The organism is Propioniciclava sp., from assembly GCF_036744435.1.
Lineage (GTDB): Bacteria > Actinomycetota > Actinomycetes > Propionibacteriales > Propionibacteriaceae > Propioniciclava.
The window spans coordinates 1-14914 of sequence record NZ_DAIOIA010000076.1 but is presented as its reverse complement, the minus strand read 5'-3'; the positions used below and the strand labels follow the sequence as shown (position 1 = coordinate 14914).

14 protein-coding genes are annotated in these 14914 nt (G+C 64.4%); all 14 read right to left on the bottom strand.

Features of this window, described 5'->3' with window-relative positions:
- Nucleotides 1-153 precede the first annotated feature (153 nt).
- The 14 genes from V7E09_RS10410 to V7E09_RS10350 all read right to left on the bottom strand — a co-directional run bounded on the left by V7E09_RS10410 (nucleotide 154) and on the right by V7E09_RS10350 (nucleotide 14171).
- A complete protein-coding gene (locus V7E09_RS10410; protein WP_324511644.1) occupies nucleotides 154-366 on the bottom strand; it encodes a hypothetical protein in 213 nt (70 codons plus the stop codon).
- Nucleotides 367-389: 23 nt separating this feature from the next.
- Entirely contained in the window at nucleotides 390-605 is a 216-nt protein-coding gene (locus tag V7E09_RS10405) for a hypothetical protein (RefSeq protein WP_324511643.1), read from the bottom strand.
- Between the two features lie 23 nt (nucleotides 606-628).
- Complete coding sequence (locus tag V7E09_RS10400) at nucleotides 629-2578, bottom strand: RiPP maturation radical SAM C-methyltransferase (protein WP_324511642.1); 1950 nt, start codon at nucleotides 2576-2578, stop codon at nucleotides 629-631.
- Nucleotides 2541-3560, bottom strand: a complete 1020-nt coding sequence (locus V7E09_RS15715; RefSeq protein WP_442956873.1) for a radical SAM protein — start codon at nucleotides 3558-3560, stop codon at nucleotides 2541-2543. Before V7E09_RS15715 ends, V7E09_RS10400 begins: the two co-directional genes overlap by 38 nt.
- 643 nt (nucleotides 3561-4203) lie before the next feature.
- Nucleotides 4204-4689 carry a hypothetical protein gene (locus V7E09_RS10395; RefSeq protein ID WP_324511641.1) on the bottom strand — a complete coding sequence of 162 codons (486 nt, stop codon included), beginning with the start codon at nucleotides 4687-4689 and terminating at the stop codon, nucleotides 4204-4206.
- Complete coding sequence (locus V7E09_RS10390) at nucleotides 4686-5756, bottom strand: lactate/malate family dehydrogenase (RefSeq protein ID WP_324511640.1); 1071 nt, start codon at nucleotides 5754-5756, stop codon at nucleotides 4686-4688. The genes V7E09_RS10395 and V7E09_RS10390 overlap by 4 nt, the downstream gene beginning before the upstream one ends.
- Before the next feature lie 193 nt (nucleotides 5757-5949).
- Nucleotides 5950-7137, bottom strand: a complete 1188-nt coding sequence (locus V7E09_RS10385; RefSeq protein ID WP_324511639.1) for a thiolase family protein — start codon at nucleotides 7135-7137, stop codon at nucleotides 5950-5952.
- Between the two features lie 18 nt (nucleotides 7138-7155).
- Nucleotides 7156-7917: an SDR family NAD(P)-dependent oxidoreductase gene (locus V7E09_RS10380; protein ID WP_324511638.1), complete on the bottom strand. Its 762-nt coding sequence runs from the start codon at nucleotides 7915-7917 to the stop codon at nucleotides 7156-7158.
- A 12-nt stretch (nucleotides 7918-7929) separates the two neighbouring features.
- Nucleotides 7930-9336 (bottom strand): GntP family permease, encoded by a 1407-nt coding sequence (locus V7E09_RS10375; RefSeq protein ID WP_324511637.1) that lies wholly within the window; start codon nucleotides 9334-9336, stop codon nucleotides 7930-7932.
- A gap of 13 nt (nucleotides 9337-9349) precedes the next feature.
- Nucleotides 9350-9988 (bottom strand): CoA transferase subunit B, encoded by a 639-nt coding sequence (locus V7E09_RS10370; protein WP_129458149.1) that lies wholly within the window; start codon nucleotides 9986-9988, stop codon nucleotides 9350-9352.
- Complete coding sequence (locus V7E09_RS10365; protein WP_324511636.1) at nucleotides 9985-10554, bottom strand: CoA transferase subunit A; 570 nt, start codon at nucleotides 10552-10554, stop codon at nucleotides 9985-9987. The genes V7E09_RS10370 and V7E09_RS10365 overlap by 4 nt, the downstream gene beginning before the upstream one ends.
- An 18-nt stretch (nucleotides 10555-10572) precedes the next feature.
- Nucleotides 10573-12129, bottom strand: coding sequence for an IS1634 family transposase (locus tag V7E09_RS10360; protein ID WP_324511635.1), 1557 nt, complete (start codon nucleotides 12127-12129; stop codon nucleotides 10573-10575).
- Nucleotides 12130-12184: 55 nt separating this feature from the next.
- Nucleotides 12185-12874: a CoA transferase subunit A gene (locus tag V7E09_RS10355; RefSeq protein ID WP_324511634.1), complete on the bottom strand. Its 690-nt coding sequence runs from the start codon at nucleotides 12872-12874 to the stop codon at nucleotides 12185-12187.
- Between the two features lie 190 nt (nucleotides 12875-13064).
- Nucleotides 13065-14171, bottom strand: a complete 1107-nt coding sequence (locus tag V7E09_RS10350) for a PucR family transcriptional regulator (RefSeq protein ID WP_324511633.1) — start codon at nucleotides 14169-14171, stop codon at nucleotides 13065-13067.
- Between the last annotated feature and the right edge of the window lie 743 nt (nucleotides 14172-14914).

Sequence of the window (14914 nt, the reverse complement as noted above, 5' to 3'; positions counted from 1 at the left end):
ACCCCGTCACCAGGAGGGCCAGCAGCGGCAGCGTGAACTCGCGCAGCCCCGCGGCTGCTGCCGCCGAGGAATCAGAAGCCAGCCACCAACGGTACGCGGGCGAGGTGAGAGCGCTCCGGGGAGACGCGCCCACCTCGCCCGACTCACTACGGTTCACCACGTGATCCGGAGAATCCTGCACTCGACGGGGCGGAAACCTTGCGTCCCAAGTCCCTCGACCTGCTCCACATCAAGGGACAAAAAGGCGCACCTCTCATCTTCAGAGAGATGGAATCGTTCAAGAATTGATTCTCGCTGGGTGCGAAACTCTTCTTGTAGAGAGCGATCCTCTACCAACCGGTCCAGCAAGTCGGTGGCGTCCAACATGACAACTCCTCCTTAGGGTTTCTTCACCAGGAAATCTGGAGAATCCTACACTCGATCGGCGAGAGTTCCGGGTCGACTATTAGGTCCAGTGACGAGACCTCCAAGTCCAGGAAAGCCTCCCTTTCCTTCTCTCCGATTCCGGGGAATCGGGATAGCGCCTCCTCTCTTCCGAGTTCAAAGTCCTTGCGGAACTGTGAATCGACGGCGAGTCGCTCTAAGACTTCGACAACTTGATCCATTACACACCTCCTCTCTTGCTCAACTATTCGCGAACTGCTGCGGGGGATGCCTGGCGAGACCCCACTTGCTTTCGAGCGCCGCGATTTCTCGCAACGACTTCCAACCCGGACCAAAAAAGTGCGGCGGGGAGTGTCGGAGGAATGAACTCATCTAGACGCACAATAAGGCAAACAAACCTATTGTCGAGCGGAACCACCAGACCTAAGTCCGAGAGCTTCGCGAGCGCGTCCTCTACGTCTTCAACTGTGTACCCAGCGGCACCACTCTCATCCCGAATGCGGCGCAAACTCGGCGCCGATTTGCAGGCTGAAAGCAGCCATTCCTCAATCCCGCAAAATTGCAGCCGCCTCACGCCCTCACGATCCCTCGTGTCAAGAACCCATAGTTTCTCACCCGATTTCGCTCCTACCAAAAATGCCCCCGGGTAAGCATTGTGCCACTTCTTAAGCTGGTCCATCACGCCGCCCACATAGTCCTGTGGGCGTCGATTATCTGAGTAATCGTAGTCGAAATAGTAGCTCGCATTGAACAAATCCTCGGCGCGAGCGGTCGGAGACAAGTGCCTCCAGAGGCTCTCAAAAATTGGGTGCGGACGAACGTTGGTCAGGCCGAAACGTGAAGGCGCCTGGAACATGGGGCTGAAGCGGTCTAGGCGAACCCAGCCGCCGGATCCATCCTGAACTCCTGGCGGCTCCAAATGATACAGGAGGGGAATGAGCTTCTCCATTGAATCGTAGTCATCTGCCGACTCTCCAGGAAATCCATATAGAAGGTTCCATCCCACCCCCACTCCGTGTCGAGCCGCGCTGATGAGCACCTGGACGTTTTGATGTGTGCGGACCCCCTTCCTCATGATCCTTAGAATGTTCCCGTTAAGACTCTCAATTCCAGGTTGTATGGCTCGCACTCCGGCCTTAGCCAGAAGTTCAACATCGGCATCCTTGATGTTCGATTTTACTTCGTAAAAGATAGATAGTTGCAAATGGCTTTCGGCGAGCCTCGGGAGCAAAGACGAGAAGTAAGACCGATCTATGATCGGGTCCGTACTGTAAGCCAGGCGGGCGCCAGCATCGGCAACCGCGCAGAACTCTTCGTAGGCTCGCTGAGGAGATTTACTCTTGAACGCAATTTGTTCACCGTTCAGGCCGCAGAACGTACACTGCTGCACCTGGCCATACCAACAACCACGTGCCGTCTCGACCGGAATCCAAGCGGTATCGGGTTTACCCAAACCTAATGATTGGCGCTCGACAAACCAATCGGCGTAGTGAATTCGGGGCAGCTCATCCATGGGGGTCATTTTAGGAGGGGGGCCGGAGGTCACTCGCTCCCCAACTCGCGTGACCACTCCTGCTAGGCCAGAAACCGACTCTTTCGCAGCGATTCGGTTGAGGAGTTCTGGAAAAGTGTTTTCCGCGTACCCGCGGACCACGTGATCGATACCTGGAGCGAGCGCCAAAAGTGCCTCCCCCATAGGGCCCTCGCAATGGGAGCCGCCCAGTACGATATTGCCCTTGTAGCCGAACTCTCGCAGTTTTACAACCGCGGCGATTGTTGGGAAAAGGGAGAAGACGGCAGTCAATCCGATTAGTTCGTAGCCCTCTCGGATGACGCGGAGGGTCGCAGACTCGAGGAACTTAGAGAGAGGGTCTTGCACGCGTTCCAGAATCGTGCGCATCCCCCCAATGTCGCAATTACCACCCAACCGTCTCGACAAGATCTCTAAAAGGGGGTCAATATCAAGATGGGGTTCGATTGCACGGACGAAGGCGATATCAGTAAGTAAGGAGTCATTGGGGGCTCCGCAGAGATCCTGATACAGTTGTGGCCCCAGTCTATCGGCACACCAGAGGTTCTCATACAGTATGTCTACAGTGTGCCCGACATTTCTTGCGGCCTGCGCGACGAGAGCCAGCCCTATCGAGGGTCGGTCGCTATTGAGAGGCGGCATCTGAATCAGTGCGATGCGCATGCTCCCTCCTTCCTTGGAGATAGGCGAGAGCAAAATCCAGGCTCAAGAGTTGCGCTTCGCCTATTCGTGAATCGTCAGAGGATCCGCGTGTCAACCGCAAGCAGACCTCGCATTGGGAACGCGCGCCGTTCACATCCATCCCTAGTATTCCTGCAACACCGAGTGGGCCAATCTCGTTCATGGCTCGAAATAGAAGACTCTCATCCACTCGCCGCAGGAGCGAGGATAGCGAGTCGCTCGGGAATTTTCCAATTATCTGCTCAGGTATAAGGAGGCCGCAACATCCATAAGCCGTGCCATCAGAGTCAATTGTCAAGCTGTTAGTTGCGATGCCGCAAGGTCCTGACAGTGTTGCCGATGCAACTCGACGTGGTTCAATCGTGAGCCCAGATGCTCGTCCGAGAGGTACGAAGTGGGACGCCACGACATCAATACCTTGGTTTGAGTACCATGCAGTGAGCCGTCGCTCACACTCATCACCCCGAATAACCCAATTCACTGAGATTGGAATTCCAAGTTCTTGAGCCACCAATGCTAGCAGCCTGGGGCGATCCTCGGGAGTGAACTCTTGATGGAAAAGGTCCGTGGATACAGTCAGACTGATCTGCCCAGTTTCTGATAGTGCCGCCAGCCGGGAAGTAACGACGTCGCGGTTGTTCGCCCAGTGCGCACTGGTTGTAATACCGACATGCACTCCCGCGGAGTGGAGGGTGGCGGTGATTCGTTTGAGATCAGAAAAACGGGAGAAGGGTTCGCCTCCGCTCAAGGACACAGCTACTACCTCGTCAGTAGTCCCGGCTTGAACAAGTAGCTCTTCCAACACTGACTCAGCTACCCAGCCTCGCTGTTGGGGTCCGCTTTCAGTTATGCACATCGCGCAACTGGAAGGGCAGGTTCTCGTGAGAATGAGCCCCAGCGCTCGAGTGGCTCGTGAGGGCGTTCCTACTCTAGTGGGCCCGTGGGGCGCTGTCGTTATCCACATAAAAGGGTCTCCAGCCTGGTGGGTTTCTCTGAAACGTATATCTCCCGTTGCGCCCAGGCCGGGACACAGACGCCAGGGACGGGCGGACAGACGTGAGGGGATCTAGACGTGAACAGGTGTGACGCTGGATAGCTCGCCTTCGGAGCGAGGCTGGTGTCTGGGCGGCGCCTCCCGCAGGCAGGCCTCGCATAGGGAGCACAGGAGCGGGGTCAGGATCAGTCCAGGCACGTACCAGACCGGAGCATAGAAATCGGCGACGACTGGGTCCAAGCGGGATGCTAAGGGGGCGAGGTAGGGAGCAGCCAAGGTGACGAACCCTCCGACGATGACCCAGCGGCGTCGATTCGCCCAACGGAGGGCCGGAGAGGAACGCCACACCAGGACGGCGCAAATCACGAGAAAGGCCGCGCTCGCGCCTGTGGCGATCAGGGGAAGGAGATCCATCGGTTCACTCCTTGTCTAGTTACACAGGGAATAATACTCACATGTCGGCCAGGGTCCGTGTTGAATGAGTCACCTTGATCCTCACGTGGAAACGTCTGATCGTGCCGAAATTAACACGGTCGGCTGGGGTGGTCAATGGTACTTTCGTAGGAATGGTTCCAGCGGACTGCGGAACAAAAGGGTGATTCTGATTGAAGGGTCAGGCACACGGACGCCGTGGCGGCGGCAGGAGGGCGTAGCTGGCCGCGGTGATGCCTGCAGTGCGGGCGGCGCGCATCACCTTCTCCACCTCGAGGAGTTGGCCGATCAGCAGCAGCGGCTGGGCGTCCGGGTCGCGTGACCAGGTGACGACGGCGTCAGCGGGTGGCTGAAAGGGAAGTCCGTGGGTTTCCACGACGCCGGACGCGCGCACGGCCGGATCGTCGGCGGGCAGGACGGTGACGCTGCTCGCCACCGCGAGCCGGTTGAGCGTGCGTTCGACGAGGCGGGCGAGCCGCTCGCTGGCGGTGAAGCTGAGGATCACGACGGCGGTACCGTCGCGCACATCGCCGGTCGCCAAGGAGTCCATGCTGAGGCCTCGGCTGCTGACCACCTCCGCTAACGCGGTCAGGGAGCCGGGGCGATCCTGAGCGCGCACATAGGCGACGTAGCGCCCCAGTTGCAGTGGTGCGGCGTTCTGGTTCATGCGGCCTCCCCCGGGTGGAGCGACGCGGTGATGTCACCGATGACGCTGACGAGGCGGCGTTCTTCGTCGGGGGCGAGGGGATCCAAGACGACGCGCGTCCACCCTTCGGGGCCCAGGATGATCGGGACGCCCGTCACCGAATGGATCTCGCGCCCGGCCAGCGTGATCTCCCCGGCCAGGGAAACTTGGCCTGCGACGACGATCTCGCGGCCGTCGAAGACCGTGTCCACCAAGTCGACGGTGGCGCCCGCCGTCCCGGAGGCCGTCTTGGCGCCGCTTTGATGCGTGAGCCACGGCCGGGCGAGGGCTCGCAGATCCGGGGGCCAGGCGTCGATGAGCGCAAACGCTGCCTGCATGTCTGTTTGGGCGAGTTCCATGAGCGCGAGCTTGGCGTCTGCGACTTCGGCGGGGAAGGCGTCGAGGGTGCGCTCACCGCGCAGCCGAGCAACGGCCGCGACGCGTTCGTCCACTGTGAGACCCGTAAACCGGACGCTGGACCACAGTGGCACCAGGCCGTCGCCGTGCTGCCCGACGATGAACCCGCCAACGCCTTGGCGGCGGACGCCCAGCGATCCGGCGATCTCGTGCCGGAAGCGCAGCGTGTCGAGCCAGGCGCCCATGCCGACGACGCGATGGCGTCCGAGCGCCTCGGCGAACACCGACACGGCCAGCTCCACCGGGTTGGACACGACGATGACGACCTCATGACCGCTGCCGTGCCGTGCGATGGCGTGGGCGTAGGAATGAAAGAGGGCACGGTTGTCGGCGGCGAGCGCGTGACGGTCGACCGGGACCCCGGGCCGGCTGGGCGGAGTACGCCCGGCAGCCATCACGATGACGTCCGCGACGACATCGTGGGGGTGCAGTGCCACATCGATGAGGGGGGCATGCTCGGCGTAGGCGTCGATCAGGTCGGCGCGCAGCCCGTGAACGGCGGACGCCGACGCGCTGCCCTCGCGGGCCACCAACTGCAGCCGCGACGAGACGGGAACCACCCGGCGCTCGATCAACTGCACGCAGATCTGTCGCCCGATCGCTCCGGCTGCCCCGATCACCGCCACATCCATGCGAGCACGGTAGCGGGGTGAGGTTTCATGCGGGTTGCGACGCCGGGCTCGTCCCGGCCGATCGCGGCGTGGACGTGCGAGTCACGGACAGAGGGGAGGGCCAAAGCCCTCCCCTCCCGGTCGTGCTGTCGTGTGAACGAGCGCCAGAGTCAGCGCGTGAGGACGGTCTCGATTCCCGCGCGCACGTTCACGCTCACACCAAGCGCCACAAGCTGGCGACGGCCTGGCCGCCGCCGATGCACATCGATGCCAGGCCGTACTCGTGGCCGCCCTTGACCATGTTCTCGATCAGGCGAGCCGTGATGATCGCGCCCGTCGCGCCGATGGGGTGACCCCACGCGATCGCGCCGCCGAGCGGGTTGACCTTCGCCTCGTCCAGTTCGAGATCACGAATGACCGGGATCGCCTGCGCGGCGAACGCCTCGTTGATCTCGAACCAGCCGATCTGGTCGGCGCTCAGCCCGTTGCGCTCCAGGATCTTCTCGATCGCAGGCTTGGGGGCGTACCCCATGATTTCTGGCTCGATGCCGACCTTCGTGAAGTCGACCAGCTCCGCCTTCGGCGTCAGGCCGCGCTCGGCCGCCACGGACGCCCGCGTCAGCACCAGCATGCAGGAGCCGTCGTTGATGCCCGAGGAGTTACCCGCCGTCACGGTGCCCCCGGCGTCGAACGCCGGACGCATGGCCGCGAGCTTCTCGATCGTCAGCCCGGCGCGCGGATGCTCGTCGGTGTCGATGATTTCCTCGCCGCGTCGCGTCTTGATGACGACGGGCGTGATCTCGTCGGCCACCGCGCCGTTGGCGAGGGCTGCCTGGGCGCGGCGCTGGGACTCCAGGGCAAACGCGTCCTGCTCCTCACGGGTGACCTCGAAGCGGGTCGCCACGTTCTCGGCGGTGATGCCCATGGGCTCCATCGTGAACGGGTCGGTGATCATCGAGTTGGTGCCATCGAGCACCGTCCGGTTGCCCAGCGTGACGCCGTGACGCCCCGAGAAGTCCATGAACGGCTGCGCCGACATGTTCTCGGTGCCGCCCGCGACCACGATGTCGGACTCGCCGACCATCAGCTCCTGGGCGGCCAGCCCGATCGCCTGCATGGCCGAACCGCACAGGCGGTTGATCGTCATGGCCGTCGACTCCACCGGAGCGCCCGCCTCCAGCGCCACCCGGCGGCTGATGTAGGCGTCGGTGCCGGTGCTGCCCACGCAGCCGATGATCCACTCGTCGACGTCGGCGGCGGTCACCCCGGAGCGCTCCAGCGCCGCCTTCGCGGCCGTCGCGCCGAGGATGTGCGCCGGGACCTTCGCCAGGGACTTGCCGAAGCTGCCCACCGGGGTGCGGGCGTAGCCCAGCACGACAACGGCGTCGTCATTCTTCTTCATGATGTGTGTCTCCTAGGCTCAGTACGCCGACCAGGCGCCGTCGATCGGGTAGGACGTGCCGCTCATGGACGCCGACGCGGGACCGGTCAGGAACAGCACCAGCTCGCCGACCTCCTCGGGCTCGATGAGGCGCTTCACGTGGACGCGGTCGAGCATGATCTTCTGCACGACCTCGTCCTCGCCCATGTTGTGGGCGGCGGCCTGCTCGGCGATCTGCTTCTCCACCAGCGGGGTCCGCACGTAGGCCGGGTTGACCGTCACCGAGGTGACGCCGTGGGGGCCGCCCTCCAGCGCAACGACCTTCGACAGGCCCTCCAGGCCGTGCTTGGCGGTCACGTAGGCCGACTTGAACTCCGAGGCGCGCAGACCGTGGGCGCTGGACAGGTTCACGATGCGGCCCCAGCCCTGGGCGTACATGTGCGGCACGCTTTGGCGGATCAGGTACCAGGGGGCGTGCAGCATGACCTTCATGATCAGCTCGAAGCGCTCCACCGGGAAGTCCTGGATCGGCGAGACGGTCTGGATGCCGGCGTTGTTGACGACGATGTCGACGTCGGTGGGCAGCGTGCCGATCGCGTCCAGGTTGGACAGGTCGAACGGGACGGGCTCGATGCCGGGGACCTCGGCGGCCAGCGCGTTCAGGCCCTCAGCGTTGAGGTCGACGGCCAGGACGTGGGCGCCCGCCTCGGCGAGTTTGATGGCGGCGGCGCGGCCGATGCCCGAAGCCGCCCCGGTGACCAGCGCACGGCGTCCGTCGTGGAAGTGCGGGTAGGTGCTCATGTGGTGTTCCTCCTAGACGAGGTGGGTTGCGTAGTAGACGCCGATGATCACGAAGACCGCGATGGTCTTGATGATCGTCATGGCGAAGATGTCCTTGTAGGACGTCTTGTGGGTCAGGCCGGTGACGGCCAGCAGCGTGATGACGGCGCCGTTGTGCGGCAGGGTGTCCATGCCGCCGGAGGCCATCGACGCGACCCGGTGCAGGACCTCCATGGGGATGCCGACCGCATTGGCGGCGTCGATGAAGGACTGCGACATGGCGCCGAGCGCGATGCTCATGCCGCCGGACGCCGACCCGGTGATACCGGCCAGCGAGGTGACCGTGACGGCCTCCCGGATGAGCGGGTCGGGGATCGCGGTCAGCGCGTTGGCGACGATCTTGAAGCCGGCCAGAGCGGCGATGACCGCGCCGAAGCCGTACTCGGAGGCGGTGTTCATGGTGGCGAGCAGCGCGCCGGCGATGGCGGGCTTGACCTCTTCGGTGAAGTGGGAGCGGATCGTGCCGAAGGCGGTGATGACCACGAACAGGATGCCGACCAGCAGCGCGGCCAGCACGGCCCAGATCGCGACATTGGACGCCGTGGCGACCGTGATCGGGACGGGCTTGCCGACGACGGTGGAGTCGAACACGATCTCCTTGCCGAAGCTGGTGGGGATCACCCGGGTCATGACCAGGTTGATGACGCCGACCAGGACGAGCGGGGTGAGCGCCAGCAGCGGGTGGGGCAGCTTGTCGGTGGCGAACGTCGTCGGCTCGTTGATGTGTCCCTCGCCGTAGCCCTCGCCGTTGGCCAGTGCCTTGCGGCGCTGCCACTCGAGGTAGACCATGCCGACGATGAACACGAAGACGCCGCCGGTGAGGCCCAGCACGGGCGCCGCGTAGCCGGTCGTGTTGAAGAACGTCGTCGGGATGATGTTCTGGATCTGCGGCGTACCCGGGATGGCGTCCATGGTGAACGTGAACGCGCCCAGGGCGATGGTGCCGGGGATGAGGCGCTTGGGGATGTCGCCTTGCTTGAACATCTCCGCGGCGAACGGGTAGACGGCGAACACGACCACGAACAGCGAGACGCCGCCGTAGGTCAGCAGCGCGCCCACCAGGACGATCGTCAGCATGGCGTTGCGGGCGCCGACGATCTTGATGACGGCGCTCACGATCGACTTGGCGAAGCCGGAGATCTCCATGAGCTTGCCGAAGATGGCGCCCAGCAGGAACACCGGGAAGTAGCTCTGGATGAAGCCGACCATCTTGCTCATGAACAGGCCGGAGAACATGGGCGCGACGAGCGCCGGGTCGGTGAGCAGGACCGCGCCCATGGCGGCGATCGGGGCGAACAAGATGACGCTGTGGCCCTTGTAGGCCATGACCATCAAGAAGGCCAGCGCACCGACCACGATGATGAGGGACAGCCATTCCATCAGTGGTGGCCTTTCAGTCGAGCGCGGCGGTGAACGCCGGCTCGGTCTTGGCTCGGACCTCGTCCTCGGTGACGCCGGGGGCCAGTTCGCGCAGCACGAGGCCGTCCTGTGTGACGTCGAACACGGCCAGGTCGGTGATGATGCGGTCCACGACACCGACGCCGGTCAGCGGCAGGGTGCACTCGTGGACGATCTTGGGTGTGCCGTCCTTGGCGACGTGCTCGGTCATCACGATGACGCGTCGGGTGCCGGCGACCAGATCCATGGCGCCGCCCATGCCCTTGACGAGCTTGCCGGGGATCTGCCAGTTGGCAAGGTCGCCGTTGCCCGCGACCTGCATGGCGCCCAGGATGGCGGCAGCCATCTTGCCGCCGCGGATCATGCCGAAGGACGTGGCCGAATCGAAGATCACCGCTCCCGGCAGCAAGGTGACGGTCTGCTTGCCAGCGTTGATCAGGTCGGCGTCCTCATCGCCCTCGTAGGGGAAGGGGCCCATGCCGAGGATGCCGTTCTCGCTTTGCAGCACGACCCGGACGCCCTCGGGCAGGTTGTTGGCGACCAGGGTCGGCATGCCGATGCCGAGGTTGACGTAGTCGCCGTCGTGGAGTTCGGAGGCCGCGATCGCGGCCATCTCGTCGCGCGTCCAGCTCATGCCAGGGCCTCCTCGGTGACCGGCCGCGGGTGGACGGTGTGCTGTTCGATGTCGGTCGGGGTGACCGCCTGGGCCACCGCGTGGATGTAGACCCCCGGCGTCACGATGTGGTCGGGGTTGATGTCCCCGAGCGCGACGATGTGCTCGGCCTGCGCGAACGTCACCTGGCCCGACATGGCGGCCAGCGGGTTGAAGTTCCGCGCGGTGAGCCGGTAGACGAGGTTGCCGTCGGTGTCGGCGGTGTGGGCGTGCACCAGGGCGAGGTCGGCGACGATGCCGCGCTCCAGCACGTACGTTTCGCCGTCGAAGTCCATCGTGGGCTTGCCTTCGGCGATGAGCGTCCCGACACCGGTCTTGGTGTAGAACCCGGCGATGCCGGAACCGCCGGCGCGCATCCGCTCCGCCAGGGTGCCCTGGGGAACGAACTCCACCTCGATGGCCCCGTCGATGTACTGCTGCATGAAGAACTTGTTCTCACCGACGTAGCTCGACAGCACCTTGGTGATCTGGTCGTTCTCCAGCAGGAGGCCCAGCCCCTTACCGTCGACGCCCAGGTTGTTGGACACGACCTGAGTTGGACCTCTTTAGTGCCCTCGATGGAGGGCGGTGAGTAGGTCGGCGATGTCGTCGGGGATGGCGGGTTCGGCGTCGAGTCGTTGACCACCGAGTTGGATGGTGACCTGCTGCAACGGGCGTAGTCCACGGACGATCTTCTTCAGCGACCACCCGCTACGGGCTTGCAGGTCGCGGGCGACGGCGAGCGCGGTGAACACGATGGTGAGGTGGGCCTCGATCGAGTCCTTCAGCCGGTGGTGGATCGGGCGGGCGGCCAGGTCGCTCTTCGACATCCTGAACGACTGCTCGACGTGCCACAGGTCGTGGTAGCTGGCGATGACCTCGGCTGCGGGCATGACTGCAGCGGTGATGTTGGTGACGTACCCCTTCAAACCGACCAGGGCCTCCGCGCGGGCGAGGGAGGCCTCGTCCAAGCTCGCCTGCTGGCCGGTGGTCTTCACGAACCGGACCTTCTTGGCCGGCTTGTCACCGTCGACGACGGCCTGGGCGCGGTTGCGTTGCAGCGCCAGGGTGCGTGTGTCCCGGGCTGCTCGCTTGGCCGAGTATTGCCACACGGCTCGCCACGCCGTGGGATGCACCGCGGGGTCCCACACCGGCTCGGCGCGTGTCTTCACGCGGTTGGGGTCGGGGGCGGTGGAGCGCATCGTGATCGTGTCGATGACCTGGCCGTCGGTGAACGCAGTGCCGTGCCAGCGGAAGTGCTTGGCCAGGTCGTGCGGGGCCTTGACGACGCGGGACCCGACGATGAACCGCAACCCGGCCTCGTCGATCGCCTTCAGGTTCGCCGCCGACAACATGCCGGCGTCGGCGACCACCACCATGTCGGCCACACCGTGCCGCTGCTGGAACGCTTTGATGACCGGGATGATCGTGTGCGTTTCGGCCTTGTTGCCCTCGAAGCAGGCAATCTCCAACGGGTGGCCCGTGCGGTCCACCAGGAGACCGACCACAATCTGTGGGTCGACCCGACGTTCCTTGCTGAACCCGACCTTGCGGAGGTCGTCTTCGGTGTCGGTCTCGAAGTACAACGTCGTGACGTCGTATAACAGCAGGGACACATCACCGCCCTGTTCGGACCACACATGCTGGAAACATGCCTGCGCGATCTTGTCGCGATAGCCCTTGTCAGCACAGCGTTTCAGGCAGCGTTTCACCGTGGACAGGTGCACCGGCACCAGCCCGAGCTCCGCGATGACCCGCAAGCTGTCCAGCTTCGACGTGGGCTCCACCAGACGCGCTAGCACCAGCTGGAAGAACGCCTCATCCTCGATGGCGTCGAACCCGAGTCGTCCCCACGAGTCACGGACCACGTCGACCAATAGTTGGGAGCGTTTCCCCTCGATGACCGCCACCCCCGGCCGCACCCCCCGCTCGCCGGGCAACTCCAGCGCCGGCTGGTTCGCGTGCAGCTTGTCGTGGCCGACCCGCATCAACGCCGCCAACTCGGCCTCATCATGGGCGGACCCGAGGTGCTCCAGGAGCGTGCGGACCCCATGGCGCTTCTCGACGATTTGCACCGCAGTGGCCCCCGAAGCGGTCTTCACCTTCCGCAGGAACGGGCTCACCGGGCGATCCTACCGGGCCTTTAGTGCCCCGAACCCGACGCCCAAATGCGACTGACTAGGCGCGATACATGGCCGAAACCCCGAAATCCGCTGCAGAGGTCCAACTCAGGTGGATGTAGACCCCCGGCGTCACGATGTGGTCGGGGTTGATGTCCCCGAGCGCGACGATGTGCTCGGCCTGCGCGAACGTCACCTGGCCCGACATGGCGGCCAGCGGGTTGAAGTTCCGCGCGGTGAGCCGGTAGACGAGGTTGCCGTCGGTGTCGGCGGTGTGGGCGTGCACCAGGGCGAGGTCGGCGACGATGCCGCGCTCCAGCACGTACGTTTCGCCGTCGAAGTCCATCGTGGGCTTGCCTTCGGCGATGAGCGTCCCGACACCGGTCTTGGTGTAGAACCCGGCGATGCCGGAACCGCCGGCGCGCATCCGCTCCGCCAGGGTGCCCTGGGGAACGAACTCCACCTCGATGGCCCCGTCGATGTACTGCTGCATGAAGAACTTGTTCTCACCGACGTAGCTCGACAGCACCTTGGTGATCTGGTCGTTCTCCAGCAGGAGGCCCAGCCCCTTACCGTCGACGCCCAGGTTGTTGGACACGATGGTGAGGTCCTTGACGCCGGAGTCGCGGACGACGCGAATGAGGTCGGACGGGATGCCGCACAGGCCGAATCCACCCACAGCGATGGTCATGCCATCACGCAGGTGTTCGTTCAGTGCGGGCGCGATGTCATCGATGACTTTGGTCATCACATGGCCCTTTCTGGCAACGGATACACGGGGGATCACGCCGATGCTGGCCGGAACGTCTTCGTTCGGATCTCCAACTTCGGTGTTGGCCTCAACGCTAGAGATCGGCTGGGCGTCTGGCTACGGACGGAACTCCAGCGTTCTGCGTCGTGCAATTGTACGAAACTACAACGTGTAGTGCTGGGGTGCTTCAGCGGTCGGGATGGTCGAGTTCGAGGGCCCAGGTGACGCCCATCACGTCGTCGGCGTCCCCCAGGTCGCAGCCGGTGATGTCGGCATAGCGGCGCAGGCGGTAGCGCAGCGTGTTGGCATGGACGTTGATCGCGGCGGCGGCCTTGTTGACGCTGTGCTGGTGCTCCAGCCAGGCCAGGACGGCGGCGCGCAGTTCGGCCCCGAACTCGCCTTCGGCCTCCAGCGGGGTACGGAACCGGTCGGCGTACATCCGCCACACGTCGGGCCGGGACGCGGCCGCCATCCGCCAGCCGAGCGTCGTGATGCCCTGGACGCCGTCGCGCCCGAGCCGGGCCGCGAGTTGCAGCGCCTGGCGGGCGACCCGGTCGGAACGGGGCAGGTCCTCGGGCGGGACGAAGGGGCCGATGCCGACGGCGACCCCTGGGTCGGTCGGTTCGGTGGCGACGATGCCGAGGCAGACCCCGCCGTCGGCGGCGACGAGCGCGCGGGTGGTGGGTGTGGATCCGGTGGCCTCCAGGTGGGCGCGGACGCGTTCCACGTCGGCGGGGTTGGCTACTGCGCAGCGGACCGCGGCGTAAGGAGCGTGGGCGTCGATAGGGACCAGGGCGGACGCGTCGGGTCCTTCCCCGGCGAGGAGGCGGTGCACGGCAGCGGTACGCAGGCGGGCATCGCGAAGGGCGGCGTTCAGGGCGAGTTGGTGGTACTCGGTGATGATCCGGGTGCTGAAGGCGTCGCCGAGGCCCCACATGATGCGCGACCCGGCAACGGTGTCCTCGACGGAGAGGCGCGTCGAGGAGGCGATGTCGAGGAACTCTTCTTGAATGAGGGCGATGGAGATGCGGAAGCCGCGCACGATCTCCTCCGCCGGAACTCCCGACTCGTAGCGTTCCCGCGCGGTCGTGGCGGCACCATCGAGGCTGGTCGGCTCGGGGACGCGTCCTTCCCGCAGTGCGGTCAGTGCGGTGCGGAGGTTCCGGGCGACCGCGGAGGCCAGGGCGGTCGGCTCGATAGCGGCATAGCTGTCGAGTTGGGCGTAGATCCGGTCACAGGTGGGCCCGGTGAGGTCGGCCAGCGACTCGCCGAGCCGTGCGACGACGTCGGTCATCGTGGTTGTCTGCTCGCGCTGCCCTGCGCCCATGCCGCCCCCTGTGTCGCCCCAGGGTCGCCCACCGTTGGCAGCAGCTTGTCAGCGACCGTTTCTACCCATGCTACGGGTAAGCATGGCAGTTGTCATGGTCGCGTCTCTGCCAGCAGCGCAGCGCTGAGGGCTCCGGAACGGTGATGAGCTTGATTCTAGAATAGAAGTAGAGGCTGCGAGCCGCTTGGGTTCGTCGATCCCCTCAGGTAGGACTCCGAGAACGCGTGAGATGCAGTGGCTGTTTGGGATAACTTTGGTTGGTGTGCACGCTGGCATCTCCTGCGGCCTGGGTTGAGGTATGAATCGGTCGACTGCCACGACGCCTATCAGGAACTGGGTCGCCAACATCGGCGCGCTCCGCAATGCAGAATTCTCGATCGTGAATAGGAACACGACAAGCTCCGTCGGCGATTCATGCGGCGATGCGGCAACGGGGATTCAGCGTGCCGTGTTGGTGGCAGAAAAATCAATCGAGGTCTGCTCTAGCCTCGTGCCCCGAAAGGGGATGGATCAGCCCGTGCTGGGGCGAGCCGTCCTGGAGCGAGATTGGGGCAATAGCAATCAATGAGAAGTTGGTGGGCTCAATGGTGGGCCCACCTCAGCCGGGTAGGACCCCCTTCGCTCCCGGTAGCCCGGCCCTTGGCGATCGCAATCAGGTTTCGGACGCGGCGATAAGCGAGATGGGTTCCGTGGATTGTGCCACGTAAACT

Bases quoted from the DNA above. Each gene is read 5' to 3' on its own strand.
- V7E09_RS10410 (WP_324511644.1), bottom strand. From the start codon at position 366: ATGTTGGACGCCACCGACTTGCTGGACCGGTTGGTAGAGGATCGCTCT.
- V7E09_RS10405 (WP_324511643.1), bottom strand. From the start codon at position 605: ATGGATCAAGTTGTCGAAGTCTTAGAGCGACTCGCCGTCGATTCACAG.
- V7E09_RS10400 (WP_324511642.1), bottom strand. From the start codon at position 2,578: ATGCGCATCGCACTGATTCAGATGCCGCCTCTCAATAGCGACCGACCC.
- V7E09_RS15715 (WP_442956873.1), bottom strand. From the start codon at position 3,560: ATGTGGATAACGACAGCGCCCCACGGGCCCACTAGAGTAGGAACGCCC.
- V7E09_RS10395 (WP_324511641.1), bottom strand. From the start codon at position 4,689: ATGAACCAGAACGCCGCACCACTGCAACTGGGGCGCTACGTCGCCTAT.
- V7E09_RS10390 (WP_324511640.1), bottom strand. From the start codon at position 5,756: ATGGATGTGGCGGTGATCGGGGCAGCCGGAGCGATCGGGCGACAGATC.
- V7E09_RS10385 (WP_324511639.1), bottom strand. From the start codon at position 7,137: ATGAAGAAGAATGACGACGCCGTTGTCGTGCTGGGCTACGCCCGCACC.
- V7E09_RS10380 (WP_324511638.1), bottom strand. From the start codon at position 7,917: ATGAGCACCTACCCGCACTTCCACGACGGACGCCGTGCGCTGGTCACC.
- V7E09_RS10375 (WP_324511637.1), bottom strand. From the start codon at position 9,336: ATGGAATGGCTGTCCCTCATCATCGTGGTCGGTGCGCTGGCCTTCTTG.
- V7E09_RS10370 (WP_129458149.1), bottom strand. From the start codon at position 9,988: ATGAGCTGGACGCGCGACGAGATGGCCGCGATCGCGGCCTCCGAACTC.
- V7E09_RS10355 (WP_324511634.1), bottom strand. From the start codon at position 12,874: ATGACCAAAGTCATCGATGACATCGCGCCCGCACTGAACGAACACCTG.
- V7E09_RS10350 (WP_324511633.1), bottom strand. From the start codon at position 14,171: ATGACCGACGTCGTCGCACGGCTCGGCGAGTCGCTGGCCGACCTCACC.